General features: G+C 42.5%; 27 protein-coding genes, 1 pseudogene and 1 riboswitch. Of the genes and pseudogenes, 17 read left to right on the plus strand and 11 right to left on the minus strand.

The features are described from left to right. Positions 1-11 precede the first annotated feature (11 nt). The 5 genes and pseudogenes from MHB79_RS01210 to MHB79_RS01230 all read right to left on the minus strand — a co-directional run. A complete protein-coding gene (locus MHB79_RS01210; protein WP_340988718.1) occupies positions 12-893 on the minus strand; it encodes a glycerophosphodiester phosphodiesterase in 882 nt (293 codons plus the stop codon). A gap of 92 nt (positions 894-985) precedes the next feature. After that, positions 986-2,320, minus strand: coding sequence for a glycerol-3-phosphate transporter (gene glpT / locus MHB79_RS01215; protein ID WP_050943401.1), 1,335 nt, complete (start codon positions 2,318-2,320; stop codon positions 986-988). A 224-nt stretch (positions 2,321-2,544) separates the two neighbouring features. Next, complete coding sequence (locus MHB79_RS01220; protein ID WP_061406581.1) at positions 2,545-3,315, minus strand: SurA N-terminal domain-containing protein; 771 nt, start codon at positions 3,313-3,315, stop codon at positions 2,545-2,547. Positions 3,316-3,467: 152 nt separating this feature from the next. Continuing rightward, positions 3,468-4,955, minus strand: coding sequence for a thioredoxin domain-containing protein (locus MHB79_RS01225; protein WP_340990549.1), 1,488 nt, complete (start codon positions 4,953-4,955; stop codon positions 3,468-3,470). Between the two features lie 84 nt (positions 4,956-5,039). Next, positions 5,040-5,531, minus strand: a pseudogene (locus tag MHB79_RS01230) (thioredoxin domain-containing protein); the annotation flags it as partial. Positions 5,532-5,983: 452 nt separating this feature from the next. On the opposite strand from MHB79_RS01230, the gene MHB79_RS01235 reads away from it, so the two are divergent. Continuing rightward, entirely contained in the window at positions 5,984-6,193 is a 210-nt protein-coding gene (locus MHB79_RS01235; protein WP_050943391.1) for a hypothetical protein, read from the plus strand. Between the two features lie 141 nt (positions 6,194-6,334). Here the strand turns inward: MHB79_RS01235 and MHB79_RS01240 are convergent, their stop codons facing one another. After that, complete coding sequence (locus tag MHB79_RS01240) at positions 6,335-6,841, minus strand: hypothetical protein (protein ID WP_340988719.1); 507 nt, start codon at positions 6,839-6,841, stop codon at positions 6,335-6,337. Between the two features lie 182 nt (positions 6,842-7,023). Between MHB79_RS01240 and MHB79_RS01245 the strand changes: the two genes are divergently transcribed. The 7 genes from MHB79_RS01245 (at position 7,024) to MHB79_RS01275 (ending at position 11,107) form a co-directional block, all read left to right on the plus strand. Further along, positions 7,024-7,284: a metal-sensitive transcriptional regulator gene (locus tag MHB79_RS01245; RefSeq protein WP_003217059.1), complete on the plus strand. Its 261-nt coding sequence runs from the start codon at positions 7,024-7,026 to the stop codon at positions 7,282-7,284. Between the two features lie 123 nt (positions 7,285-7,407). After that, positions 7,408-7,890: a DsrE/DsrF/DrsH-like family protein gene (locus tag MHB79_RS01250; RefSeq protein WP_335365081.1), complete on the plus strand. Its 483-nt coding sequence runs from the start codon at positions 7,408-7,410 to the stop codon at positions 7,888-7,890. A 14-nt stretch (positions 7,891-7,904) separates the two neighbouring features. Then, positions 7,905-8,258, plus strand: coding sequence for a rhodanese-like domain-containing protein (locus MHB79_RS01255; RefSeq protein WP_340988722.1), 354 nt, complete (start codon positions 7,905-7,907; stop codon positions 8,256-8,258). A gap of 47 nt (positions 8,259-8,305) precedes the next feature. Further along, the gene (locus MHB79_RS01260; RefSeq protein WP_340988724.1) at positions 8,306-8,866 is read left to right on the plus strand and encodes a sulfurtransferase TusA family protein; all 561 of its coding nucleotides are present in this window, start codon (positions 8,306-8,308) and stop codon (positions 8,864-8,866) included. A gap of 14 nt (positions 8,867-8,880) precedes the next feature. Then, positions 8,881-10,008 (plus strand): MBL fold metallo-hydrolase, encoded by a 1,128-nt coding sequence (locus MHB79_RS01265; RefSeq protein WP_340988726.1) that lies wholly within the window; start codon positions 8,881-8,883, stop codon positions 10,006-10,008. A gap of 33 nt (positions 10,009-10,041) precedes the next feature. Continuing rightward, the gene (locus tag MHB79_RS01270; RefSeq protein ID WP_340988727.1) at positions 10,042-10,272 is read left to right on the plus strand and encodes a sulfurtransferase TusA family protein; all 231 of its coding nucleotides are present in this window, start codon (positions 10,042-10,044) and stop codon (positions 10,270-10,272) included. A gap of 58 nt (positions 10,273-10,330) precedes the next feature. Next, complete coding sequence (locus MHB79_RS01275; protein WP_310026976.1) at positions 10,331-11,107, plus strand: sulfite exporter TauE/SafE family protein; 777 nt, start codon at positions 10,331-10,333, stop codon at positions 11,105-11,107. A gap of 30 nt (positions 11,108-11,137) precedes the next feature. Here MHB79_RS01275 and MHB79_RS01280 read toward each other — a convergent pair whose 3' ends face one another. Next, on the minus strand, positions 11,138-11,314 hold the full coding sequence (locus tag MHB79_RS01280; RefSeq protein WP_003216908.1) for a hypothetical protein: 177 nt from the start codon (positions 11,312-11,314) through the stop codon (positions 11,138-11,140). Positions 11,315-11,457: 143 nt separating this feature from the next. Then, positions 11,458-12,891, minus strand: coding sequence for a proline--tRNA ligase (proS, locus tag MHB79_RS01285; RefSeq protein ID WP_339161061.1), 1,434 nt, complete (start codon positions 12,889-12,891; stop codon positions 11,458-11,460). A 396-nt stretch (positions 12,892-13,287) separates the two neighbouring features. After that, a riboswitch (purine riboswitch) is annotated at positions 13,288-13,387 on the plus strand. 77 nt (positions 13,388-13,464) lie between these two features. On the opposite strand from proS, the gene MHB79_RS01290 reads away from it, so the two are divergent. Continuing rightward, positions 13,465-14,637 carry an MFS transporter gene (locus MHB79_RS01290; protein ID WP_003217034.1) on the plus strand — a complete coding sequence of 391 codons (1,173 nt, stop codon included), beginning with the start codon at positions 13,465-13,467 and terminating at the stop codon, positions 14,635-14,637. 240 nt (positions 14,638-14,877) lie between these two features. Here MHB79_RS01290 and MHB79_RS01295 read toward each other — a convergent pair whose 3' ends face one another. Further along, positions 14,878-15,645, minus strand: coding sequence for a GNAT family N-acetyltransferase (locus MHB79_RS01295; protein WP_340988729.1), 768 nt, complete (start codon positions 15,643-15,645; stop codon positions 14,878-14,880). 216 nt (positions 15,646-15,861) lie between these two features. Between MHB79_RS01295 and MHB79_RS01300 the strand changes: the two genes are divergently transcribed. The 5 genes from MHB79_RS01300 (at position 15,862) to MHB79_RS01320 (ending at position 18,475) form a co-directional block, all read left to right on the plus strand. Continuing rightward, complete coding sequence (locus MHB79_RS01300; RefSeq protein ID WP_050943378.1) at positions 15,862-16,320, plus strand: MarR family transcriptional regulator; 459 nt, start codon at positions 15,862-15,864, stop codon at positions 16,318-16,320. 111 nt (positions 16,321-16,431) lie between these two features. Then, the gene (locus MHB79_RS01305; RefSeq protein WP_251191199.1) at positions 16,432-16,662 is read left to right on the plus strand and encodes a hypothetical protein; all 231 of its coding nucleotides are present in this window, start codon (positions 16,432-16,434) and stop codon (positions 16,660-16,662) included. Beyond that, the gene (locus MHB79_RS01310) at positions 16,659-17,120 is read left to right on the plus strand and encodes a DUF523 domain-containing protein (RefSeq protein WP_251191198.1); all 462 of its coding nucleotides are present in this window, start codon (positions 16,659-16,661) and stop codon (positions 17,118-17,120) included. Before MHB79_RS01305 ends, MHB79_RS01310 begins: the two co-directional genes overlap by 4 nt. Before the next feature lie 29 nt (positions 17,121-17,149). Continuing rightward, entirely contained in the window at positions 17,150-17,566 is a 417-nt protein-coding gene (locus MHB79_RS01315; protein ID WP_050943373.1) for a DUF5301 domain-containing protein, read from the plus strand. 81 nt (positions 17,567-17,647) lie between these two features. After that, positions 17,648-18,475 (plus strand): aldo/keto reductase, encoded by an 828-nt coding sequence (locus MHB79_RS01320; RefSeq protein ID WP_012008778.1) that lies wholly within the window; start codon positions 17,648-17,650, stop codon positions 18,473-18,475. 48 nt (positions 18,476-18,523) lie between these two features. Here MHB79_RS01320 and MHB79_RS01325 read toward each other — a convergent pair whose 3' ends face one another. Next, complete coding sequence (locus MHB79_RS01325; protein ID WP_137055281.1) at positions 18,524-19,597, minus strand: iron-containing alcohol dehydrogenase family protein; 1,074 nt, start codon at positions 19,595-19,597, stop codon at positions 18,524-18,526. Positions 19,598-19,786: 189 nt separating this feature from the next. On the opposite strand from MHB79_RS01325, the gene trhO reads away from it, so the two are divergent. Further along, positions 19,787-20,755 (plus strand): oxygen-dependent tRNA uridine(34) hydroxylase TrhO, encoded by a 969-nt coding sequence (gene trhO, locus MHB79_RS01330; RefSeq protein ID WP_003217237.1) that lies wholly within the window; start codon positions 19,787-19,789, stop codon positions 20,753-20,755. 344 nt (positions 20,756-21,099) lie between these two features. Continuing rightward, complete coding sequence (locus tag MHB79_RS01335; protein WP_106032893.1) at positions 21,100-22,719, plus strand: APC family permease; 1,620 nt, start codon at positions 21,100-21,102, stop codon at positions 22,717-22,719. A gap of 34 nt (positions 22,720-22,753) precedes the next feature. On the opposite strand, the gene MHB79_RS01340 is transcribed toward MHB79_RS01335, so the two are convergent. Beyond that, the gene (locus tag MHB79_RS01340) at positions 22,754-22,954 is read right to left on the minus strand and encodes a hypothetical protein (protein ID WP_050943366.1); all 201 of its coding nucleotides are present in this window, start codon (positions 22,952-22,954) and stop codon (positions 22,754-22,756) included. A gap of 185 nt (positions 22,955-23,139) precedes the next feature. Between MHB79_RS01340 and licT the strand changes: the two genes are divergently transcribed. After that, entirely contained in the window at positions 23,140-23,976 is an 837-nt protein-coding gene (licT, locus tag MHB79_RS01345) for a BglG family transcription antiterminator LicT (protein ID WP_106029677.1), read from the plus strand. Positions 23,977-24,113: the final 137 nt, after the last annotated feature.

Below are 24,113 nucleotides of genomic sequence, written 5' to 3' on the forward strand. Positions count from 1 at the left end.
GCTTTTTTTGTTTAGAGTGAAGCTTTTACACGGTTAAAGACATCTGGAAAGTTGGTGAAAAGACCGGTGACGCCGTATTGCAGTAAACGGGTCATGTCTGCTTCGTTGTTAACTGTATATGGGTGGAGGAGGAGTCCGTGGCTTCTGACCTGTTGTACGTTTTCAAGTGTCAATGCTCTGAAATTCGGTCCGACACCCACTGCATAAGATTTGATGAAATCGAGCTGATCATCTGTGACGGACGTCATTTGGGTTCTGTCTAAAAGCTGTACTTTTGGAAGGCGTGGAGCTAATGTCTGTAGCTTTAGCAGGCTGTCTTGACTAAAGGATTGGATAATGACCTGCCCTTTTCTTGTGTGTTTCCCGAGGAGGTGATGTTTTTTTAGGGTCGCCAATAGCTTTTCTTCCATTTGCGGATAGATGTCTGGTTTTTTTGTTTCAATATAATAATTTTCTCGTTTGCCGAAATAGCGCAGCACTTCATCTAATGTGAGGACTCGCTGTCCGATATAGTTGGCATTTTGTCTGTCGGGATTGACTTCATTAAACCAAGTACCGGCATCAAGCTGTTTGATTTCGGCAAGTGTGAGGTCTTTGACCCAGCCTGTTCCGTTTGTGGTGCGGTCAACGGTTTCATCGTGCATGACGATGAGATGTCCATCCTTTGTCATTTGAAGGTCGAGTTCGAGGTAATCCGCATTCATCTTTGTGGCGAGTTTGTAAGAAGCCAGGGTATGCTCTGGTGCATACCCTGATGCTCCGCGATGTGCAACGGTTAGAATACGATCTGGAGATAAAAGATGTTCATGTGCCGATACGGTGGCCGGCACCCACGCAATAGACAGTAAAGCAAAAGAGAGCAACAAGAAAGCAAGTAATCTACTTTTCTTCATATTTTATCCTCCTTTAACGGTAACTGTCTTCATCATAAGAAATAGATGTAAAGGGCATGTTGGGTGGATATGAATCTTTTATATGATTTTCATTAAGCTTGCTCTACGCGCTTCCCTGTATTCCATGTCATCGCTAGGAAGACAATCGCAAGCACACAAGAACCAACCAATAAAATGAAGCCTCCTGTCCAGTCGTAATGATCCACGACGACGCCCATCATCGCATTGGCGAAGGCAGAGCCGCCAATATAGCCGAAGAAGCCTGTGAGTCCAGCCGCAGTGCCAGCCGCTTTTTTCGGGGCGAGGTCAATGGCTTGAAGTCCAATGAGCATGACAGGTCCGTAAATTAAAAAGCCGATGCTGATGAGGGCGATGTTATCGACCATTGGATTGCCAGCAGGGTTTAACCAGTAAACAAGCACCGCAATTAACACCCCAGCCATAAAGAGGACGCCTGCTGGTGCACGGCGGCTTCTAAAGAAGCGGTCACTGATCCAGCCGCACAATAATGTGCCAGGAATGCCTGCATATTCATAAAGAAAATATGACCAGCGCGAATGCTCTGGTGAAAAGCCCTTTGCTTCTGTTAAGTAGGTCGGCGCCCAGTCCACGACACCGTAACGGACGAAGTACACAAAGACGTTGGCAATGGCGATATACCAAAGGAATTTATTGTTGAGTACATACTTAAATAAAATCTCTTTCACTGTTAATTCTTTTTCTTGATCTTCATACTGCTGTGCCGGATAGTCATTGCGATATTCCTCAATTGGCGGAAGACCAGCGGATTGCGGGGTATCCCGGACGAGAAGAATGATCACGAAGGAGACGATAATAGCAATGATGGCAGGGAAGAAAAAGATACTTTTCCACGTCGCAAACAGCACGATCCCTAAGGTGATGAGCGGTGCAAGAATTCCCCCGCCAATATTGTGAGCGACGTTCCAAATGGACATTTTCGTTCCACGTTCACTAACCGAAAACCAATGCGCCATCGTCCGTCCGCATGGCGGCCACCCCATGCCCTGGAACCAGCCGTTTAAAAACATGAATAAGAACATGATCCATACACTTGACGTCACCCATGGAAATGAGACAAATAGGATATTGATAAGGGCTGATAGAAAGAGTCCGGTGGCTAAAAAATATCTTGGGTTACAGCGGTCTGAGATCATCCCCATGATGAATTTACTAAAGCCATAGGCGATAGAGACAGCTGCGAGTACAAAGCCTAATTCACTTTTCGTGAACCCTTCTTCCTGTAGATAAGGAATAGCAAAAGCGAAATTTTTTCGTAGCAAATAGTAGCCCGCATACCCGATAAAGATGCCTAAAAAGACTTGCAGCCGCAGCCGCTTATACGTCTCATCTGTCTTGGCATCATCGAGCCTGTCGATATGCGGAGCGGGTTTAAACCATTTGAACATAAAGATCCTCCTCTTGTCGTTGTCCGATTGACTGAAGCAAAAGTACGAGATCAGCGTTTGATCTTGTACTTTTTAAGAGACAAAAGAATTGATAACGCTTTCTTTTGTACTCCCATCATATCGGATGGAAGAGACGTTTATGATGAGGCTTTTGTCATTATTTTGGAAAAATAGTTCATCAAGTAACGAAAAAAATCCGCACAATGGCGGATTTTTCTTAGCTGTTACAGAGACACATTAATTTTCGCAGATTTCTTTAGTTTTTCAATTTCTTTTTGTACTTCTTTCTGTTTTTCTTGAGATTCTAGCTGTTTTTTAATTTGTGATTTAACCTCTTTGTACTCTGGTGCTTTTTGCTTTTGTTTTTTCATTTCATCTGCGTATTGATCATAGTACGCTTTAACATCCTTTTCAGAGACGGAGGCTGATTTGATTTCTTTGTCGACATACTGGCTGTATTTGATGCTGTCGGCAATGTCACTTTTCAGCTGATCCATTGTGAGTCCACTTTTCTTAAGGGCTTCTTCAAATTGAGCGTTGTCCTTGAATTGTTTCTTTTCTTCTTTTAGCTGTTTATCTACCTGCTTGTCAGAGGCTTTGATGCCTTTCTTCTCAGCATCTTGCAGGATAAGCTCTTGACCTACGAGCGCATCAATGGTTTGTTTCTTAACTGCTTTTGCGCCTTCTTTAGATGTTGGGTCTTGCCCAGATTGCTGAAGCTGTCCTTGAATGGTTGATAGAGCGCTATTATATTCATTACCTGTGATTTTGTCTTGGTTGACGGTCGCAACGACCTTTTGATCATCGATTTTTTGTGCGTCTAATTTCTTTTGCATCTCTTCCATTTGCTTTTGCTGTTCTTTTTGGTCAGCCTGTGTTGTTTCCTTGTTTTTGGCTGAGTCGTTTTGCTTATCTTGTTTGGCATCGTTTGACGAGCAGGCTGCAAGCCCAACAGATAACAAACAAGCGATGAGTGTGTATGATACCTTTTTCATCATTTTCTCTCCCTTCGGTATGAGAACATCTAGTGCGCATTCTAACCGTTTTTTATGAAAAATAAAACCGTACAGACAATTTGTTAGCGGATTGACATGTTTTTTATCTGTTTGTCCTCATTTTGTCTTCTCATAGTCATCTTATGACAGACTCAATCGCGGAATAATTGTTCCATCGCTTCGTCGATATTGGTGATTGGCTGGCGGCAGCTGTAGTTTTCACAAATATACACGGTGGTTTTGCCATCGATCGTTTTGTAATCTTTTGTAAAGGACGCGAGTTTTGCTAATTCCTCCCCTGTTTCGGCAGTCAATATGATATCAAAGGGCATGAAGCGTTTTTGAAGCGCCTGTAAAAGCTGTTCTTTTTGAGGGTCGCCGTTTTTCCCGAGAATGATGATTTCTCTTTTCGTTGCATATTGACCGAGGAGCCCTTGCAGAAACGCTGTGTGCCCGCTTGGATAGGAAGAGACATCGACATAAAAGGCTTTGAACATTTGCTCTAATGTGTCCAGCCAATCCTGACGTCCGGTCAGTCTGCTTAGCATGAGAAGCTGCTTGAGTGCGGTGCTGTTACCAGAAGGCATGGCGCCGTCGTATACTTCTTTTTCTCGAACGATGAGCGCTTCCGCATCTGATCCTGAGAAGAAAAAGCCCCCTTTTTCCTTGTCCCAAAACAGCTCAAACATGTTCTCAGCAATGGCTGTCGCTTTTTCCAGCCATTCTAATTCAAAGGTCGCTTCGTATAAAGACATATACGCTTTTAGCATATGCGCATAATCCTCGATAAAGCCGAAATGCTTTACGTCTCCTTCTCTATAGCGGACCATGAGCCGCTCATGTTGGACGAGGTGTGTTTCTAGAAAAGACATCGCCTGTTTCGCCATACGGATCGCTTCCTCTGCACCAAATACCCTTCCTGCTTTGGCGAGCGCAGAGGTCATCAGTGCATTCCATGATGTGAGTACCTTGTCATCGACAAGCGGCGCGGGTCGCTGCTGTCTGACAGATTGTAAAATGTGACGAGCTTCTTGCAGATTAGATTGAAGCGTATGGTCATCAATCGAAAAAGAGGCTTTAATGTCATCAAAAGAGGTTGAAATGGTATGAGGGATGTTCGCCCCTTCAAAGTTCCCCTCTTCTGTGATGTGATAGACAGCGCAGAATAATGCGCCGAGATCCTCGCCTAAATGAGTCATGATCTCATCTTTTGACCAAACGTAATATTGTCCTTCTTTCCCCTCAGAATCTGCATCTATCGCTGAATAAAAGGAGCCGCCCGGATTCATCATATCTCGCTTGATAAAGTGGATCAGGCGGTGGACAAGCTTTTTATATTCAGGTTGTTGAGTGAGCTGATACGCTTCTGTGTAGGCTTCCATCAGCAAGGCGTTATCATACAGCATTTTTTCAAAATGAGGCACAAGCCATTTTTCGTCTGTTGAATAACGAGAAAAGCCTGAACCGACATGGTCGTATATACCGCCATTTGCCATTCCATCTAACGTTTTCGTGACTGCATATAGCGCATTCTCCTGCCCAGTCCATTCATAATAGCGCATCAAGAATGAAAGCATATGAGGTGCAGGAAATTTTGGCGCAGAGCCGAATCCGCCGTGCAGCGTATCAAAGCTGCTCATGAGCTGATAATAGGCTTTGTGGATCGCCTCTTGGGTGAGCGTATTTTCCGTCTGCCCTGCTGCTTTGATCCGCAGATTATTTGTCGCCTTCTCTGCCAATGATTCGATATGATCGCGATCGTTATGGTACGCATCCAGCAATTGTGTCAGTGCCTCGATGAAGCCAGGACGCCCGTAAGCACTTCTCTTTGGAAAGTACGTCCCCGCATAAAAAGGCTTTTGATCAGGCGTGACAAACACGTTGAGCGGCCAGCCGCCTTGCCCCGTCATCATCTGACAAACAGACATATACATCGAGTCGATATCTGGACGCTCCTCACGATCGACTTTGATTGAAATGAAATGCTCATTTAAGATGTCAGCAACTTGTTGATCTTCGAAGCTTTCGTGTGCCATGACATGGCACCAGTGACAAGTGGCATAACCGATGCTGACAAGCACTGGTTTATTTTCACGCTTGGCTTTGTTGAATGCTTCTTGCCCCCACGGGTACCAGTGAACTGGGTTGTGGGCGTGCTGAAGGAGGTATGGTGATTTTTCAGTGATGAGTGGGTTGGGTGCTTGGTTGTTTGGCATGGGTCACCTGCTTTTTCATCATTAGTTTAATTTCATCTTAAATTTCTTAAGGAGTAGAGACTAAGTCATTATTTAAGTGTATCATTTTGTTAAAATATAGGTTATTTTTATATTTGGAAACTGAATAAACATCCTACAATTTTAAAATTCGAAGGAGTTCTAATGTCTAAAAAAATAATGAGACGGTTATCACTTCTATGCTTTGTAATAGGTGTTCTACTATGGAGCCCAAATTTGATATTTGGATATGGAAGTGGATTATGGTTATTGAATTATCTATTAGGTCCAGTTGGTATTATATTAAGTATTTATAGTAGAAATTATCTTTATACGTTTTTAAACTTACTCACCACATTTAGCTTCTTTATCTTCATGTTTCTTGGGTATCACTGATTTAAAACGTGACGTCAATTCACCTATCTAATACTAAATAATAAGAATGGAGAGATAAAATGGACTATGTTTATCAGAAAAAGGAAAAGAAAAACGGTAATTGTGTCATATCCGTTCGAGATAGATGGGAGAATTCAATTATTGAATTTGAAAAAAAGCAACATCACATTGATATAGTGGTTAATTACCGTAATGATAAAACAACGAAGTATTCAATACCAATAGAGATTTTTGAAAAAGTTTACGATGATCTGCAAAGAGGTAATTGAGGGGATTTTGGTTCCTTCAACTACCTGTTACAATTATATTCGCTTTTCTATTAATAACTTCAAATGATCTTTGCTTAACCAAGGTTACGCTTCTACAATCTCTAATAACACAGCATTTTGATGTAACTTGTCAATTCTCCTCTACTTCTTCACCAGTACATATTGTAGGTTTTCTAATTCAAACATATCAATCAGTTCATCGATCCCTTTAAAATTGATGTGTTTTCCAAACCGTTTTTTGCTTAGGTCAATTTCTACATCCAATTGATCATCCTTTTCTTTCGTTTCGAGTTCATTTAGACAAGAATAGATTTCGATGGTTTCTCCTGTTGACAGCTCTTTTTCAATGAATTGAAAAAGTGCACGAAGAGAATGAATGATGTCCAATTCATAAACAAAAGGATGCGTGAATTTGTTTCTTACCATTTCATAGACAGGATCTAAATAATCAATGTGAATGCCTTCGAAATCCTCTTCTGTTTCGAATACTTCTATCAAAGGATCTTCTTTTTGATAGGTTTTGTGCTTTTTTTGTATTTTATCAAACAATTCGATATTGAGTTCAGAGAGTGGTTTATAGGTAGACTTTTGACCAAAGGTACCAAGCGGCAGTTCTTTGCCTGATCCAATATAATGCTGTAAAGTCATGGGTTGCCCTCTTTTCTTCAATGATTTCTTATTCGTTGATTAATTACTTTTTATCAATAAATGGTGGAATGTGCAATTCTTTTCACATTCGTTTTCTATAAAAGAAAAGGATAAGTCGTTTGACTAAATACCTCTTAGGGTATACTATCTGTCATAGAAAGAATAGAAAGGAGTCCTTATTCATGGAGTATAATCAGCAGATGAAGAATCGTCTTCGCCGGATTGAAGGGCAGATTAAAGGGGTTCTTGCGATGATGGAGCAAGGCAAGGATTGCCGCGAGGTGGTCACGCAGCTGTCTGCATCACGTAATGCCATTGATCGGGCAATGGGTGTGATTGTGAGTACAAACCTTGAGCAATGTGTTCGTGAAAGTCTTGAACAAGGCAAAGATACGGAAGGTCTTGTGAAAGAGGCAGTTGAGCTATTGGTGAAAAGCCGGTAAGAAATTCCTCAGCCTTTGGAGGTTGACGGATTTTTTTACTTGATGTAATATACCCTTACCGGTATATGTATATATTTTTTATTTTTATATACCCCCATAGGTAATTGTTGAAGGAGGAGCAGAATGGAAGAACAGAAAAAACGCACGACGATTGTGTTATTCAGTGGAGATTATGATAAAGCGATGGCAGCTTACATTATTGCCAATGGTGCAGCAGCCTATGATCATGAGGTGACCATTTTCCATACGTTTTGGGGGCTGAATGCCTTGCGTAAGGATGAGATGGTACCGATGAAAAAAGGATTTTTAGAAAAAATGTTCGGCAAAATGATGCCGCGCGGTGCTGATCGTATGGGGCTGTCAAAGATGAATTTTGCAGGAATGGGTCCGAAGATGATTAAGCATGTGATCAAAAAGCACAATGCCATGACATTGCCTCAGCTTATTGAGATGGCGAAGGAGCAGGATATTAAACTCGTGGCATGTACAATGACGATGGATCTTTTAGGATTACAGGAGAAAGAATTATTAGATGACATTCAATATGCTGGTGTAGCGGCTTATTTAGCAGAGGCTGAAATCGGACGTGTGAATTTATTTATCTAGTGAGGTGAAGCAGGATGGTGCAGACGATTTTACTCATCATCGTAATTGGATTACTCGTGAGCCGCTTTCTGCCGGTTCGAGGTGTGAAGCAAATGGATGCAGCTCATATGAAAAAGAAGCTGAAAAGCAAAGGTCAACAGCTCATTGATGTGCGCTCTCCTAGTGAATTTCAAACAAATCATATCAAAGGCTTTCAAAACATTCCATTGCCTCATTTGAAGGATCGAGCTTCTCAGCTTGAGAAAAATGAAGAGGTCTATGTGATATGTCAAAGCGGAATGAGAAGTATGCAGGCGGCGAAAATATTGAAGAAGCAAGGATTTACTCAGATTACAAACATCAAGGGTGGCATGAATACTTGGCATTAAATGCACAAGAAAATATACCCCCACCCCTATATGAAGGAGGATATGACATGCAGCAACCAACTGTCATTTTAGATGCAAAAGGACTGGCATGCCCGATGCCGATTGTAAAAACAAAAAAACAAATGAATGAGCTTTTACCAGGAGACGTACTTGAAGTGCAGGCTACTGATAAAGGATCATCAGCGGATCTAGCGGCATGGTCAAAAAGTGCCGGTCACGAATTTTTAGGGACAAAAGTAGAAGGTCAGGTGCTTCATCATTTGATTCGTAAAGGCGGAGAACAAGAGAAAGAAGGGAAGTCCATGATTTCGGAAATGTCTTTGGAGACTTTTCAACAGAAAGTAAAAGAAGATCCATCTTTGTTTATTTTAGATGTGCGAGAGCTGGATGAATACGAGGCGGGGCATATTCCAGGAGCTGTTCATATTCCTCTTGGTGAGGTTGAACAACGTGTGGAGGAATTGAGCCGGGAGACGGACATTTACCTGATCTGTCATTCAGGCAGAAGAAGTGAATTAGCTGCGCAAAAGTTAAAAGAAAAAGGATTTCATCAATTGATGAATATCGTGCCAGGCATGAATAGCTGGACAGGAGCGATTGAAAAATAGGAGCTGAATGAAACATGACGGTAACAGCGATGAACGCAGAGCAGTTAACAAAAAAGATCGTGAGCAAGGAACCGCTCTTTTTGCTAGATGTGCGAAATCAAGCGGATGTTCAGGATTGGAAGATCGAAGGGGAAGCAATCGTTCATATGAATGTGCCTTATTTTGATCTCCTTGAAGGAGTAGAGGGCATTTTGCATGACATTCCTCATGATCGTGAAGTGTTGGTGGTTTGTGCCAAGGAAGGCTCCTCTATTATGATCGCGGAGATGCTGTCAGAGGCGGGTAGAACGGTCCATTATTTAGAAGGTGGCATGAAGGCGTGGAGTGAGCATCTAGAGCCAGTGAAGATCGGTGATTTAAGCGGCGGTGGAGAGCTGTATCAATTTGTGCGAATGGGCAAGGGATGTTTGTCTTATATGATCATGTCGAATGGAGAAGCCGCAATTGTAGATGCAGCTAGAATGACGGATGTCTATACCCGTTTTTCTAAAAAGCATCATGTCTCTATAACGCAAGTGTTGGATACTCATCTTCATGCAGATCATATTTCTGGCGGGAAAAAACTGGCTGAACAGACTGGTGCCAACTACTGGCTGCCGCCAAAAGATGCAGAAGAAGTGATCTTTGAATATAAACGGCTAGAAGAAGGAAAGCGGATGACGATTGGAGCGGCTTCCATTGATATTCACCCCCTTTACTCGCCGGGGCATACGATTGGTTCAACATCTTTTATCGTGGATCAGCAATATCTTCTTTCAGGTGATATTTTGTTCGTGGATTCGATTGGAAGACCTGACCTTGCTGGAATGGCGGAGGACTGGGTAGGTGATTTGAGAGAAACACTTTATGACCGGTATAGAGCACTTTCGAAAGAATTGATTGTGCTACCAGCGCATTTCATGGTCATGGATGAAGTCAATGAAGACGGAAGCGTTTGGAAGGAGCTAGGCGTCCTATTTGAAGAAAATCATGGACTGAATATTGAAGATGATGACGTATTTAGACAAATGGTCACGAAGAATCTGCCTGCACAGCCAAACGCCTATCAAGACATTCGTCAAACCAATATGGGGAAGCTGAGTCCAGATGATGAAGCGCAGCGTGAAATGGAAATTGGTCCAAACCGTTGTGCGATTCGGTAATGTCCAATAAAATAAGAAGAGAGGAACAATCAAATGACATCAGATCAAATATTAGACGTCACAGGGCTTGCATGCCCAATGCCGATTATTCGGACGAAGAAAAAAATGAATGACTTGACGGAGGGTCAAGTATTAGAAATACATGCAACAGATAAAGGGGCTAAAGCTGACTTAGCAGCATGGGCGAAGTCAAGCGGACATGAATTGATCATGCAGACGGATGAAGGAGATGTGCTGAAGTTCTGGGTGAGAAAAGGGTCCTAAAGGATGTAGGGGTATCTGCTGAAGATCCCCTTTTCCTTTTGCAAAGGAGGAGACCAGCGTGGATTTTGCATTTTTGATTACACTTTTTATCATCGGATGTATTGGTTCCTTCTTATCAGGAATGGTGGGGATCGGGGGATCTGTGATCAACTATCCTATGCTGCTTTATATCCCGCCACTGGTCGGTGTGATGGCACTATCGGCACACGAGGTATCAGGGATTGGCGCCATTCAAGTGCTTTTTTCGACGCTCGGCGGGGTATTGGCCTATCGTAAAAGCGGATTTTTACATCGGACTTTGATTTTATATATGGGGAGCAGTATATTGGCGGGCAGCTTATTAGGCAGTTATGTCTCTCACTTTATGCCAGAGAATGGGATGAATCTCGTCTATGGATTGCTTGCAATTGTGGCTGTGGTCCTCATGCTGATTCCAAAAAAGGGACAGCGTGCAGATGCAGAGGGAGAAGTCACTTTTCATAAAGGACTTGCGGCAGGTATAGCCTTTGTGATTGGCAGTGTTTCCGGGGTGCTAGGCGCGGGCGGAGCATTTATATTGGTACCGGTGATGCTGTCTATTTTAAAAATTCCTGTCCGGATGACGATTGCGTCCTCACTTGCGATTACGTTTCTATCTGCGATAGGTGCATCAACTGGAAAGATATTGACGGGTCAAGTCATGCTTCTTCCTGCGGTTGTGCTGATGCTGGCAAGTTTAATAGCCGCTCCGATTGGTGCTAAGATCGGTCAGAAAATCAATGCCGTCTACTTGCAATGGGCACTTGCTGTGATGATTACAGCGACAGCGATCAAAATTTGGCTGGATTTATTATAAAGAAAGGACCAGCAAACGTGTTGGTCTTTTTTATTTGACATCATCGTGCTCGATATATGTTTCAAGGGCTGGGTGAAACTCTTTTTGATAATGAAGGTTGGGGCATGTTTTCACGACTTTGCCTTGCAGGGCATTGGACTTAGAGACTTCTAATGCTGTTTTACATTTAGGGCAGCGTTCGGCAAACAGTGAGGGCCAGCGCTTCATATATCACCACTCCAGTTAAAGTCTTAAAAACCGATTATATTAATATGAATTATAGGGGATCGTGCTGGTGAGGTCAATGGGTGTTTGGGTCTTTTTAACAAAAAAGAAGCATCGTGAGGGATGCTTCTCTTTCGTTTCTATTCTCAATAAGCTTTTGCCCAGAAAACCATATCAGATGCAGGCTTTCCGCAGCAGACACATGTATCAGAGACAGATTCCTGTTCAAATGGGATACAGCGTGAGGTCGCCCCTGTTCTTTCTTTAATGTCGTTCTCGCAGGCTTCGTCACCACACCACATGGCTTTAATCAATCGGTTTTCTTCTGAAAGAATGTGCTCAATGTCTTCGATGGTGTGAGCTCTTGATGTTTTTTCATGTAATCGTTCTTTCGCCTTTTCGTACATCGTCCGTTGAATATCTTCAAGCGTGGATGTGATGGTTTGTTCAAGTGCATCTAATGTGACAGCTTGCTTTTCACCAGTGTCTCGTCTTGCGAGCATCACCTGTCCTTTTTCGATGTCCTTTGGTCCCACTTCGACACGTAGAGGAATGCCCTGCATTTCACATTCGTTGAATTTCCAGCCTGGCTGTTTATCGCTTGCATCAATGTCAGCACGTGCGATGCGGGCGAGTCGTTCTTTCAACTCGTAGGCATGATCGAGTACACCTTCTTTATGAGAGGCGATTGGCACGATCCGCACTTGGGTTGGCGCAATGTTTGGCGGAAGGACGAGTCCTCTGTCATCGCCGTGCACCATGATCATGGCACCGATGATTCTTGTGGTGAAGCCCCAAGAGGTTTGCTGGACATGCTCTAGCTTTCCTTCGCGGTTTAAGAATTCAATGCCAAATGCTTTGGCAAATCCGTTTCCAAAGAAGTGAGAAGTGGCCGTTTGCAGTGCTTTTCCATCATGCATTAAGCTTTCAACCGTATAGGTAAAGCGGGCACCAGCGAATTTTTCCTTCTCTGTTTTTCTCCCTTTAATGACAGGAATGGCAAGGAGCTCTTCGCAAAGAGAAGCGTAAATGTGAAGCATTCTTTCTGTCTCCTCAATCGCTTCTTGCTCCGTCTCATGACATGTGTGTCCTTCCTGCCATAGAAATTCAAGCGTTCTAAGGAATGGACGTGTGGTCTTTTCCCAGCGGACGACATTCGCCCATTGGTTATAAAGCTTCGGTAAATCACGATAGGAATGAATGATGTTTTTGTAATGCTCAGCGAACAGTACTTCAGAGGTTGGTCTGACGCAGAGCCTTTCCTGTAATTCGGATTCACCGCCATGTGTGACCCACGCCACTTCAGGAGCGAAGCCTTCGATATGGTCTTTTTCCTGCTGCAGCAGACTTTCTGGGATAAAGAGCGGCATATACACATTCTCATGCCCTGTTTCTTTGATTTGGCGGTCAAGTTCGTCGCGAATATTCTCCCAGATTTTAAAGCCGTATGGCTGAATGATCATACTGCCTCTGACGCTTGAATAATCGACGAGGCGTGCCTTTGTGACAACATCTGTATACCACTGGGCAAAATCGTCTTCCATGCTTGTGATTTTTTCAACAAATTGTTTCTTTGGCATTGCATATTCCTCCTTTTAAAATGCAAAAAAGCTGTGCTTTAAGTTAGGGACCATTCCTGGTGGTACCACCCTAATTTAAAGCACAGCTTTACACTCGATCATGATAACGGTATGAACCGCTGTATGAAACAGAACTAAATCGGCAGGTTCACTTGAAGATGTCAGTAGGAACTTCTCAGCACCGTTCCCTCTCTGTTAAAGGTCAATTCAAGCTACTATTCCAGATCTACGTTGATCAATGTTCGTTGATTTTTCATCAGTTTACCTGTAAATGCAGGAGAAAGCAAGTTGTACTGGGGTTTCTTTTCATGCTGTTCTGAGTGCTTTGTGTGATCGTGAATTTGCAGTCATTTCCTATTTTTATAGCTTGCCAGTTATGTAAGCATATGCTACTATATTTGAAGAAAAAAATAGACTTGTATAACCTCAATAATATGGTTTGAGGGTTTCTACCAGGATCCGATAAATCCTGATTACAAAAGCGTGCTTTCCTTTTTTGTAATCAGGGTTTTTTTGTTTGTCTTCACCCTGTATCAAAAGTGAAAGCGATGATATAGAGAAGGGATGTTAGACATGAACTGGAGAGTATATTTATTAGCCGTTTCTACTTTTGCGGTTGGATTAGTTGAGCTTGTGGTCGGAGGCATTTTGCCAAGCCTTGCAGAGGATTTGAATGTATCTCTTGCGACAGCTGGGCAGCTTATCACCGTATTTGCCATTGTGTATGCCATTTCAGCACCTGTGCTGCTGACTGCCACAGCTAAAATTGAACGAAAGCGTCTTTATTTAATCGCGTTATTGGTGTTTACAATAGGGAATGTATTCACATATTTTAGTTCGACCTTTGCTCTTGTCATGATCTCTAGGGTATTGATCGCAATGAGTACAGCGCTAGTGGTGGTGTTGTCATTGACGATCACTGCTAAGTTGGTGGAGCCAGCGCATCGTGCGAAGGCATTAGGTCTGATTTTTATTGGGATTAGTTCTTCACTTGTTCTCGGTGTACCGATCGGTATTTTTATTACAGAGAGCTTTGGCTGGAGAGTGATGTTTTTAGGAATCAGTATTTTATCAGCGATATCGATGGTGCTAATTTATTTCCTATTAGAGAAAATGCCTGTTGAAAAAGTGACACCTCTTAGAGAGCAAATTCGTGCTTTAGGGCATCCGAAAATTTTTAGTGCACACTTGATCAGTTTGTTTATGCTTGCAGGTCATTATATGCTTTATTCTTATTTCACTCCGTTTCTAATGGAAGTTCTGCATATGACCCCGTTCTGGATTAGTATTTGTTATTTGGTCTTCGGGCTTGCATCTATTGGCGGGAATGGGTTAGGCGGTTGGCTTAGTGACAAGCTGGGTTCAGGGAAAGCCATTTTGCTGGTGACAATTGCGTTTGCGGTTGTGTTGTTTATCATTCCTTATACAGCGGGTGTGTTTGTCCTCTTTATGATCATGGTTGTCCTATGGGGAGCTCTTAGCTGGGCATTAACGCCTGCCTTGCAGAGCTATTTGATTCAAACAGATCCTGTGACGTCTGATATTCAGCAAAGCTTAAATACATCGGCCTTGCAAATTGGTATCTCAATTGGATCAGCAGTTGGCGGTGTCCTATTTACGATGACCGGTTCATCTGTTGATCTGGCGAAGTTCGGTGCAGTGTTTGTGCTGATTGCGTTTAGCTGTGCGGTGATTTCGTTGAAGAGACCACCACTTTATATGGATCGTCAGCATCGTGCTGAATAGCTGCCTAATGATAGGCAGCTTCAGCGTGTAGACAAACCCTCGCATTCGTTGTCAGTCCTGCGTGCTGGTGCTCACGAATGTCAAATTCGCTCCGCGCCAGTACTCGTCCTTCCTAGACTTCAAAGGTTTTCTATCACGCTGAAAAGAAGACAAAGGGCTAAAATAAAAATCATTTTAGCCCTTTGTCAACAATCTGTAGCTGCCTATGATAGGCAGCTTTTTTTTATGTTCTATTTTACTCTATTCAAAAACAACCATTTCGCCGATTGGTTGAAAGCCGGCACGTTGGTAAATATTTTTGCCGTCCGCCGATGCTTGTAACAGGACGCGCTTCTGTTTGTTGTCTGTCTGGGTCAGAAGGTAATGAAACATGTCACTGCCAAGTCCCTTTCCGCGGTGATCTGCCTTTGTGATGACATCATAAATACCGTAGCTATCGGTTGCTTCGAGTAATAAGCCTGTTGTGACCGGTTTGTGGTCTACATATCCGACGAACATGCGAGCGCGTGATTGTATAGCTTCAAGCGAAAAACGCTGGAAATAGTCCTCTAAGGCGATAGCCTCCGGTGACTCTTTGAATAGCTCTATAAAGATATTTTTGTAATCAAGCAGTGTCTGGTCATCAAGTACTTCTTTGATTGTAAGTGGTGAAGATGTAGCTGGGTCAATGCCTTCTGTCTGTTCAAGCATCATGACGGTATTGCGTTCAACCTCTTCAAGCTGATATTCCTTTAGTAAATCAGTCCAATCAGGATGAAGCAAGCGGTGATCCACCCATGTGCTAAATAATAGTTTCTGTGACTGCAAGTATTCGATGGTTGCTTTCACTTTTTGCGGATCTTTAATTTGCGCTGATGTCGGTAATAGCAAATTGAATGTGTCTGTCGATATGTGAGTATTGGATAGTACGAAATCGTCCGTTGCGAGGAAGGTTCCGTTCACAGCTGAAGAAAACAGGTGGATCTTTTCTTCTAATTGGCGAATGGCGATGTGTTGTTCGGTTTTCATTAGCTCACCTTTTTCATCAAAAATTGGATGTCATCCCCTATGGATTATAGCAAATAAAAGAAAGAGGAGCTGTGACATCATAGATCATCTAGTAGAAAAGTACATATACCATTTTCAGGTCTGATGGCCTATTATTTTTATCACACTGACATTTCTTTTGACTCCTATCTTAATTATTAGTACCATTTTATTAACCAGTTAAGAGTGGAGGTTCAGATGGAGACTAAAGAGCAGATTGTATTAAAAGCGATTCAAGATCTGATTATTCATAGAGAAAAGAGAAGGAATGATCCAACAGATCCACTGATTACCACGACTGATACACTCAAGCAAGATTGGACACTCACACAGCTTCACATTTTATCGATGATTCAAGCCAATCCAAACGAATCAAATAATACATTTCTTTCTCAACAACTGAAACTATCAAAGCCCGCTATTACAAAGGCTGTGAAAAAACTAATTGATAAAGGCATGGTGGGCTATTGCCACCGGCAAGGGGATAAAAAATCTGTCTACTATTCATTGACAGAGAAAGGCACGCAATTGGCGGCACTGCATGATGAATTACATGAGAAAGCTGTCGCGTCCTACTTAGAATTTCTCCAGCAGTTTCATGAAGATGAATTACAAGTGATTGAGCGCTTTTTGAAGGCATGGAAAGAAAAAATATAGATTAAAAAAACCGAAACCATCGTAGAAAATGAGATGATTTCGGTTTTTTATATGGTAAAATTAACATATATTGACGTTATTCGTGATCATGTTAAAAGGGAGGGAGCTTCTTTGGGGAAAGAAATGATGGAAAATTTTAAAAAGTACGTATTCATCATGCCGTTCGTGGGATTGTTTGTCAGCTTGCTATTATTTGTTTATTTTTTTGGTATCACAGGAGTTGAAGGGTCGATTTGGGCTGCTGCTTTGTATTGTGCTCTGCCCTTTTTTGTGAACACGATATGTTTTTTGCCATTATGTATTTATTTTAAAGTCAGCAAAAATAGTGAGGAACATTCATGATAGTGGTCAGCGCTTGTCTTGCTGGGTTGAAGGTCCGGTATAATGGTAGCCATCGATTAGATCAGCGAATCGAAGAGCTTGTGCAGGAAGGAAAGGCTGTGACAGTTTGTCCTGAACTGCTTGGCGGCTTTTCTACGCCAAGACCTCCGGCAGAAATCATTGGCGGAGATGGACATGATGTATTACGAGGGCAGGCTTCTGTTGTCGATGTTCATGGAACTGATGTAACAGAGATGTATGTAAAAGGTGCGAAAGCGACACTGGAACAGGTTCAGTCTCTGAAAGCAACAGCGGTTGTGCTAAAAGAGTACAGTCCTTCTTGCGGTAGCCAGCTGATTTACTTGGGAGAGTTTAACGGCAAGACAAAAGCTGGAGATGGTGTGACGTCCGCCTTGCTAAAACAGCACGGGATTCAAGTGTTCTCTGAGGAGGATGATTGGACTTCGGTGTTTCAATAGGCGTGGCGTGATTAGAAGGAGGAGTTAGGTTGAAAAAGTGGATCATTGGTGTAGTTGTCGTTATTTTAATCGGAATGGGTATTTATTTTATGATCCATGCCAAAACATACTCTTTTGATGATGTGGTCTCGATTGATCGAAACAAAGTGACATCCATACAAATTGAGCATGATAATGAACGTGCTGTTTTGAAGAAAAAAGAAGACATTCAAAAGCTGTTGAAGGAACTTTCAGATGTGAAATTAAAGAAAATGAACGAAGCCAAAAAAGCTTCAAAAGAATCTTATTGGATCAGAGTGTACGAGAATGAACAGGAAACTTATGGTCTGACTTTTTATGACCAAAGCTTTTTAGAGACATATGATTTTTCTAAAAAGAAAGATCAAACAAGCGAATACCAAATCGTTGACGCCAATCAAGTCGATATAGGACAATATATCAAATAACACAAGCGAAAATTCATGCATGATCAATAGAAAATTCGGGTATAGTGCTTGGTAAGCAAAAATGAAGCGGAGGTTTGTTTGATGAGTGGATTAACAGATACAGTCACATTAGCAAACGGAGTAAAAATGCCGAAGCTAGGCTTCGGTGTATGGCAAGTAAAAGATGGGGATGAGGCTGTAAATGCAGTCACAGACGCTCTTGAAGCGGGCTACCGCAGCATCGATACAGCAGCAGCCTATCAAAATGAAGAAGGGGTAGGCAAAGCCATTCAGCAATCAGGCATCTCTCGCGATGATCTGTTTATTACGACAAAGGTGTGGAATCGTGATCAAGGCTATGAATCAACACTTGAAGCCTTTGAAACAAGTATGAACAAGCTAGGGCTAGATGTATTAGACCTTTATTTAATTCATTGGCCAGTTGAAGGCAAATATAAAGAAACTTGGAAAGCACTAGAGAAGCTGTATAAGGATGGACGCGTTCGAGCCATCGGTGTGTGTAACTTCCATCAGCACCATCTAGATGATCTATTAGAAGAAGCAGAAGTTGTGCCAATGGTCAATCAAATCGAGCTGCATCCAAAGCTGACGCAGGAGCCTTTACGAGACTACTGCAAGGAGAAAGGGATTCATGTAGAAGCGTGGTCACCATTAGGCAGCGGGAAGCTGCTGAACCATCCTGTTCTTCAGGATATTGCGAAAAAACATGACAAATCCGTGGCTCAAGTCATTCTTCGCTGGGACTTGCAGCATGGCATTATCACCATTCCAAAATCTGTGACGAAGAGCCGAATCATCGAAAACACACAAGTCTTCGATTTCGAGCTGTCCGCACATGAGATGGGTGTCATCGATCAGCTCAATGAAGATGAGCGCACAGGTCCAGATCCAGATAACTTTGATTTTTAATCGAAAGAAAAGCACAGGTGGCATGCCTGTGCTTTTTATTGAACGATTTTACGAGGCTGATACGGTTTCAATGACTTGAATGGCGTCGACCATTTGCTCTTTGGAATAGTCTCCAATCAAGCAAAAAGTTTCATCTATACGTGCAGCATGGCTTGCCACTGTTTTTGCGGCTTCTTCTAGCTGAGCTGTGATGCCAAGCTCACGCATATTTCTAGGTAATCCGAGTGTTTCATAAAGCTCAAGTAATTCTTCTACTTCACCCATTCGATTTTCTGTGGCAAGCTGAACAAGAATGCCGTATGCCACTTTTTGACCATGTAACATATGGTGCGTTTCCTCAATAAACGTCAATCCGTTATGGATGGCGTGGGCTCCTGCCATTCTTCCGTAGCGTCCTCCGTAGCCGCCGACCGTGCCAGCTAATGTAATAATGGTATCCGTTACATCTGCAAATGCTTGCGAAAGCTGACCCGTTTGCAAGCTGTGGACAGCTTCTTCGCTATGGGAAACAAGAATATCCCTCACGTATACCGCCTGTTTTAGTGCTGCATGCACCATGAGCGGCAAGGAATCCTTTGCATTTCGAATAATGGCTTCCGCTTCATACCATTTGGCCAGCGTATCTCCAATCCCACTTTGAAGGTAGGAAAGAGGAGAAGAGAGCAAAAATGTATGATCAATGAGCGTGAGGTAGCTGGACCGTTTATGGTAATCGACTCTCATGAAATTCCCCTTGTCATCATAAATGACGCTAAGCGGTGTAGATGCAGCACATGTCCCCGGGATGGTTGGAACCATGATCACTTCAATTTGAAGAGCCTCTGCTACTGACTTGGCAGTGTCTAAAATCGTGCCGCCTCCAATCCCAATCACCACATCTGCCTCTTTCAGTTCTTCTGCAATTCGAGTGATTGCATTGGGTGAACTGTATCCTTTGTGCTGGACAACAGACCAATGAGACGGAAGCTTTGTATACTGTGAAAAAGCATGAAATGAATCATATCCTGTCACGACAGCGGGTGACCGGAAGGATGGAGAAACAAGTGAATCGAGTTCATGATAAATGCCTTTTTGAGAAATAAATTGGTTTGGACCGCTTCTGACGATATCTTCTGGCTGTATCATTGCGTTCTGCTCCTTTACAACATCATATTTGATAAATCATCTCATTTTACAGAAAGTTCTGTCAAATATGAGAAGAAAGACCCTTCCGTTTTATGGAATTAAGCCGCTGTCATTGCCTTTAGGTATGTATTTCCTGTATGATAAAGAACGGTATGTTTTGATTAAATTTAAGAGGTGTTTATATATATGGAAAAACAATATCGTGTCTTACTTTACTATCAATATGTCCCCATCGAGGACCCAGAGACGTTTACAGCAGAGCATCTAGCATTCTGTAAGGAGCTTGGTTTGTTAGGCCGTATCCTTATCTCAGCAGAAGGCATAAACGGAACTGTTTCTGGTACCATTGAGCAAACGGACAAGTACATGCAAGCATTAAAGGAAGATCCGCGCTTTGCGTCTATGCCGATCAAAATTGACGAAGCAGACGGTCATGCGTTTAAAAAAATGCACGTCCGCCATCGAAATGAACTAGTGAATCTGAGCCTTGAAGATGATGTGAACCCGTTAGAATTAACAGGTAAGCATCTTAGCCCGGTTGAATTTTACGAGCAAATGCAATCACCTGATACCGTTGTGATAGATGCACGTAATGATTACGAGTTTGATGTCGGCCACTTTAGAGGGGCAGTTCGTCCTGATATTGAGACATTCCGCGAATTACCGGAGTGGATTCGTGACAATAAAGAGATTCTTGAAGGGAAAAAAATCCTGACGTATTGCACAGGCGGCGTACGCTGTGAGAAATTCTCAGGCTGGTTAAAGCGTGAAGGCTTTGAAGATGTCTCTCAGCTTGACGGCGGAATAGTCACGTACGGAAAAGATCCAGAAGTTCAAGGGAAGCTTTGGGATGGTCAATGCTATGTGTTTGATACTCGTTTAACAGTGCCCGTGAATCAAACAGAGCATGTGGTTGTCGGAAAAGATTTCTTCACTGGTGAGCCTTGCGAGCGTTATGTGAACTGTGCAAATCCTGCATGTAACCGCAAAATGATTGCAACAGAAGAAAGCGAGCATAAATATATGCGTAGCTGCAGCCATGAATGTCGTACAAGTGAACGTAACCTTTATGTGAAACAGCACAACCTGTCTGAAGAAGAAGTGCAAGAAAGACTAGCTGTGATTGAACAAGAACAAGCGATCTCACAAGGATAGAGGGAACCACCCTTTATCCTTTTTTTCTATTCATGATAGGGCTCAGAAGGAAGAGGGATTCATTTCCTCTTTCTTTTTTGTTTTGTTTTTTTCAAAATAAGGGTAAAGGTAGTTATTCAGTCTAATAGATTGAATCATTGAAAAAGCGCTTTCTTAAGAAATAAGCATGTTCGACTATTTCAGAAAATGGAGAATTGAGAGATAATAAAACAGGCGAAAAAATGAACAAGGGTAAAGATTCAGTTTAAGAAATATTTGTCAATTGAATGAAAAGTGAGCTGCAATGAAAGAAAGGTGCTTACTTAGGCACATGCTTTGTAATTTAATCGAAAGGTGTTATGAACATGAATCATTTACATCGTAGAATGGGAACTTTTGCTTTAATGATGGTAGGTCTTGGCTCAATCATTGGTTCAGGTTGGCTATTCGGTGCTTGGCGTGCCGCTCAAATTGCCGGCCCTGCTGCTATTTTATCCTGGTTGATTGGGATGGTCGTGATTTTATTTATCGCTTTGTCTTATAGTGAACTCGGATCGATGTTTCCAGAGGCAGGCGGAATGGTGAAATATACGCAATATTCACACGGCTCTTTTATCGGGTTTATTGCCGCTTGGGCAAACTGGATCGCCATTGTCTCCGTCATTCCGGTTGAGGCGGTGGCTTCTGTCCAGTATATGAGCTCATGGCCTTGGGAATGGGCAAAGTGGACAACCCATTTGGTCACAAAAGGGGTGTTGACGACAGAAGGGCTCATGGTGGCCAGTGTGCTTCTTGTGATTTACTTTCTGCTCAATTATTGGACCGTTGGGTTATTTTCAAAAGCGAATACATTCATTACCGTGTTTAAAATTGTCATTCCAGGATTAACAATTGGTGCGCTCTTATTCGTAGGTTTTCATAGTGAGAATTTTACTTCTGGAACAAGTATTGCTCCTAACGGCTGGGCGAGTGTGCTGACAGCTGTTGCGACATCAGGAATTGTGTTTGCCTTCAATGGCTTCCAAAGCCCGATTAATATGGCGGGTGAGGCGAAAAATCCAGGCAGATCCATTCCGATTGCTATTGTTGGATCTATTTTGATTGCGACTGTGATTTATGTGCTTTTACAAATCGCCTTTATCGGTGCTGTCGATCCGTCCATGATTGTGAATGGATGGGGTCATTTGAATTTTAATTCGCCATTTGCCGACCTTGCCATTGCGCTTGGGATTAACTGGCTGGTTCTGATTTTATATGCAGATGCGTTTGTATCACCTTCTGGTACAGGGATTACGTATACGGCGACGACATCCCGTATGATTTATGGAATGGAAAAAAACAAATACATGCCAAGTGTACTTGGTCGTCTGCACCCTATTTATGGCGTGCCTCGTCCAGCGATGTTTTTTAACTTAGCCGTATCGTTTATCTTTCTGTTTTTATTTAGAGGCTGGGGTGTACTTGCGGAAATCATTTCTGTTGCGACACTTATTTCTTATCTGACAGGCCCAGTAACTGTCATGACACTGAGAAAGACAGGGACAGATTTATATCGTCCGCTGCGAATAAAAGGACTTAGCATCATTGCTCCTCTCGGCTTTGTCTTTGCGTCATTGACGCTGTATTGGGCGAGATGGCCGTTAACAGGTCAGGTGCTGTTCATTATTCTCATCGGTCTTCCGATCTATTTTTACTATCAAGCAAAAGCGAAATGGAAAGGCTTCGGCCGCAACTTCAAGGCGGGTGCTTGGATGGTCGTGTACTTGCTTGTGATGATGACGATTTCCTGCCTGGGCAGTGACAAATTCGGCGGCTATAACGTCATTCATTATGGCTGGGATATGGCTCTTATTACAGTGGTTTCCTTGCTATTTTATATGTGGGCACTCAAAAGTGGATTTGAAACAGAATTTCTAGAGGATGCGAAAAAAATCAATGATGAGCTGCGTACTTCTTCGCAAGAAGCCGCATCATCCAAAGAATAAAGGAACGGCTGCCTGAATATCATGGGCAGCCGTTTTATTTTGATAAATGATGCATCACGTGCTGCCTCAGCCAAGTGGTGACACCGCGCAAAACGGCTGCTGTGACAAATGAGATGAGCACATACTTCCAAAGCAGATTCATACCTTGTCCACTAAGCAAAAACACGATTCCTAGAAAGACGAGTGTGAATAGAAGCACGAATAAAAATGATGCAGACCAGAAAAAAGCCTTCACTGAAGGTCACCTCCTTGGAGTATTGTATGCAGGCAATTGAAGGATCAGACCAGCTATGACGGGGTAGAATTATGGTGAAATCTATTGCAAAAGTCAGATAAAAACACCAAGTGATTTGACAGTTGTGTTAAGATGAGAGCATATTTTGAGTGAAGATTGTGGTTCATAGACGGAGGTGTTTGGGGTTGCAGATACAAAAAGTTCTAAACAATAATGTCATTAGTGTGATAGATGAACAAGGAAAAGAAATCGTCGTCATGGGAAGAGGTATCGCCTTCCAGCGGCGGCCCGGGGATTCGGTAGACGAATCGTTAATCGATAAAGTTTTCCGCCTGGAGGATCATTCCGTTCATGAGCGAATGAAAATGCTGCTTCTGGAGGTTCCGTATGATGTGGTCAAGGTAACCGAAGAAATGATTCAATATGCACATACAAAGCTGAACCGAAGATTAAACGAAAGTCTGCATGTATCGCTCGCAGACCATATTCATTACGCCATCGAACGACTGAAGAAAAATCATCTCATTGAGAATTCGCTCATTTGGGAGATTAAACGCTTATACAAAGATGAATTTCTTGTGGCAAAGGACTGTCTTGAGATGATTAGAGAGCGTCTTCATATTGAACTGCCTGAGGATGAAGCAGGCTTTATTGCCATGCATATCATTAATGCAGAGCTCAATGAGGACATGAATACAACGGTCAATATTACAAAAGAAGTAAACGCCATCCTCACCATTGTGAAATATCATCTCAATATGGAATTTGATGAAGACTCACTCAACTTTTATCGTTTTCTCACACATTTACGCTTTTTCGTCCAGCGTCTGATAAACGAAACAATGCTTGTCAGCGAAGATCAGGATTTGTATCAGCTGATCAAGGTAAAATATCCGAAGGCATACGAATGTGCAAAGAAAATCGCAGAATACGTCTATCAAACCTATCACCGAGATCTCACATCAGAGGAGATGCTGTATCTATCCATTCATTTGAATCGATTGATCAAACGAGAAAAATAAAGGTAGTTTTCAAAAGAAAGCGTTGACATGAGAAAAGCTGAGTGGTACTATTTGCTCATAAACATAAAAGAATACGGTTTCACAATGATCGTCTTAGAGGATTGTGACTGTTCGGCAGGCAAAACCTAAACGTTCAC

The organism is Bacillus sp. FSL M7-0558 (genome assembly GCF_038003245.1).
Classification (GTDB): domain Bacteria; phylum Bacillota; class Bacilli; order Bacillales; family Bacillaceae; genus Bacillus; species Bacillus pumilus.

Bases quoted from the DNA above. Each gene is read 5' to 3' on its own strand.
- MHB79_RS01265 (WP_340988726.1), top strand. From the start codon at position 8,881: ATGACGGTAACAGCGATGAACGCAGAGCAGTTAACAAAAAAGATCGTG.
- MHB79_RS01250 (WP_335365081.1), top strand. From the start codon at position 7,408: ATGGAAGAACAGAAAAAACGCACGACGATTGTGTTATTCAGTGGAGAT.
- MHB79_RS01295 (WP_340988729.1), bottom strand. From the start codon at position 15,645: ATGAAAACCGAACAACACATCGCCATTCGCCAATTAGAAGAAAAGATC.
- MHB79_RS01270 (WP_340988727.1), top strand. From the start codon at position 10,042: ATGACATCAGATCAAATATTAGACGTCACAGGGCTTGCATGCCCAATG.
- MHB79_RS01225 (WP_340990549.1), bottom strand. From the start codon at position 4,955: ATGAGCAGCTTTGATACGCTGCACGGCGGATTCGGCTCTGCGCCAAAA.
- MHB79_RS01210 (WP_340988718.1), bottom strand. From the start codon at position 893: ATGAAGAAAAGTAGATTACTTGCTTTCTTGTTGCTCTCTTTTGCTTTA.
- MHB79_RS01220 (WP_061406581.1), bottom strand. From the start codon at position 3,315: ATGAAAAAGGTATCATACACACTCATCGCTTGTTTGTTATCTGTTGGG.
- MHB79_RS01320 (WP_012008778.1), top strand. From the start codon at position 17,648: ATGAGTGGATTAACAGATACAGTCACATTAGCAAACGGAGTAAAAATG.
- proS (WP_339161061.1), bottom strand. From the start codon at position 12,891: ATGCCAAAGAAACAATTTGTTGAAAAAATCACAAGCATGGAAGACGAT.
- MHB79_RS01245 (WP_003217059.1), top strand. From the start codon at position 7,024: ATGGAGTATAATCAGCAGATGAAGAATCGTCTTCGCCGGATTGAAGGG.
- MHB79_RS01240 (WP_340988719.1), bottom strand. From the start codon at position 6,841: ATGACTTTACAGCATTATATTGGATCAGGCAAAGAACTGCCGCTTGGT.
- MHB79_RS01335 (WP_106032893.1), top strand. From the start codon at position 21,100: ATGAATCATTTACATCGTAGAATGGGAACTTTTGCTTTAATGATGGTA.
- MHB79_RS01235 (WP_050943391.1), top strand. From the start codon at position 5,984: ATGGACTATGTTTATCAGAAAAAGGAAAAGAAAAACGGTAATTGTGTC.
- MHB79_RS01260 (WP_340988724.1), top strand. From the start codon at position 8,306: ATGCAGCAACCAACTGTCATTTTAGATGCAAAAGGACTGGCATGCCCG.
- MHB79_RS01300 (WP_050943378.1), top strand. From the start codon at position 15,862: ATGGAGACTAAAGAGCAGATTGTATTAAAAGCGATTCAAGATCTGATT.
- trhO (WP_003217237.1), top strand. From the start codon at position 19,787: ATGGAAAAACAATATCGTGTCTTACTTTACTATCAATATGTCCCCATC.
- MHB79_RS01310 (WP_251191198.1), top strand. From the start codon at position 16,659: ATGATAGTGGTCAGCGCTTGTCTTGCTGGGTTGAAGGTCCGGTATAAT.
- MHB79_RS01280 (WP_003216908.1), bottom strand. From the start codon at position 11,314: ATGAAGCGCTGGCCCTCACTGTTTGCCGAACGCTGCCCTAAATGTAAA.
- MHB79_RS01290 (WP_003217034.1), top strand. From the start codon at position 13,465: ATGAACTGGAGAGTATATTTATTAGCCGTTTCTACTTTTGCGGTTGGA.
- MHB79_RS01255 (WP_340988722.1), top strand. From the start codon at position 7,905: ATGGTGCAGACGATTTTACTCATCATCGTAATTGGATTACTCGTGAGC.
- glpT (WP_050943401.1), bottom strand. From the start codon at position 2,320: ATGTTCAAATGGTTTAAACCCGCTCCGCATATCGACAGGCTCGATGAT.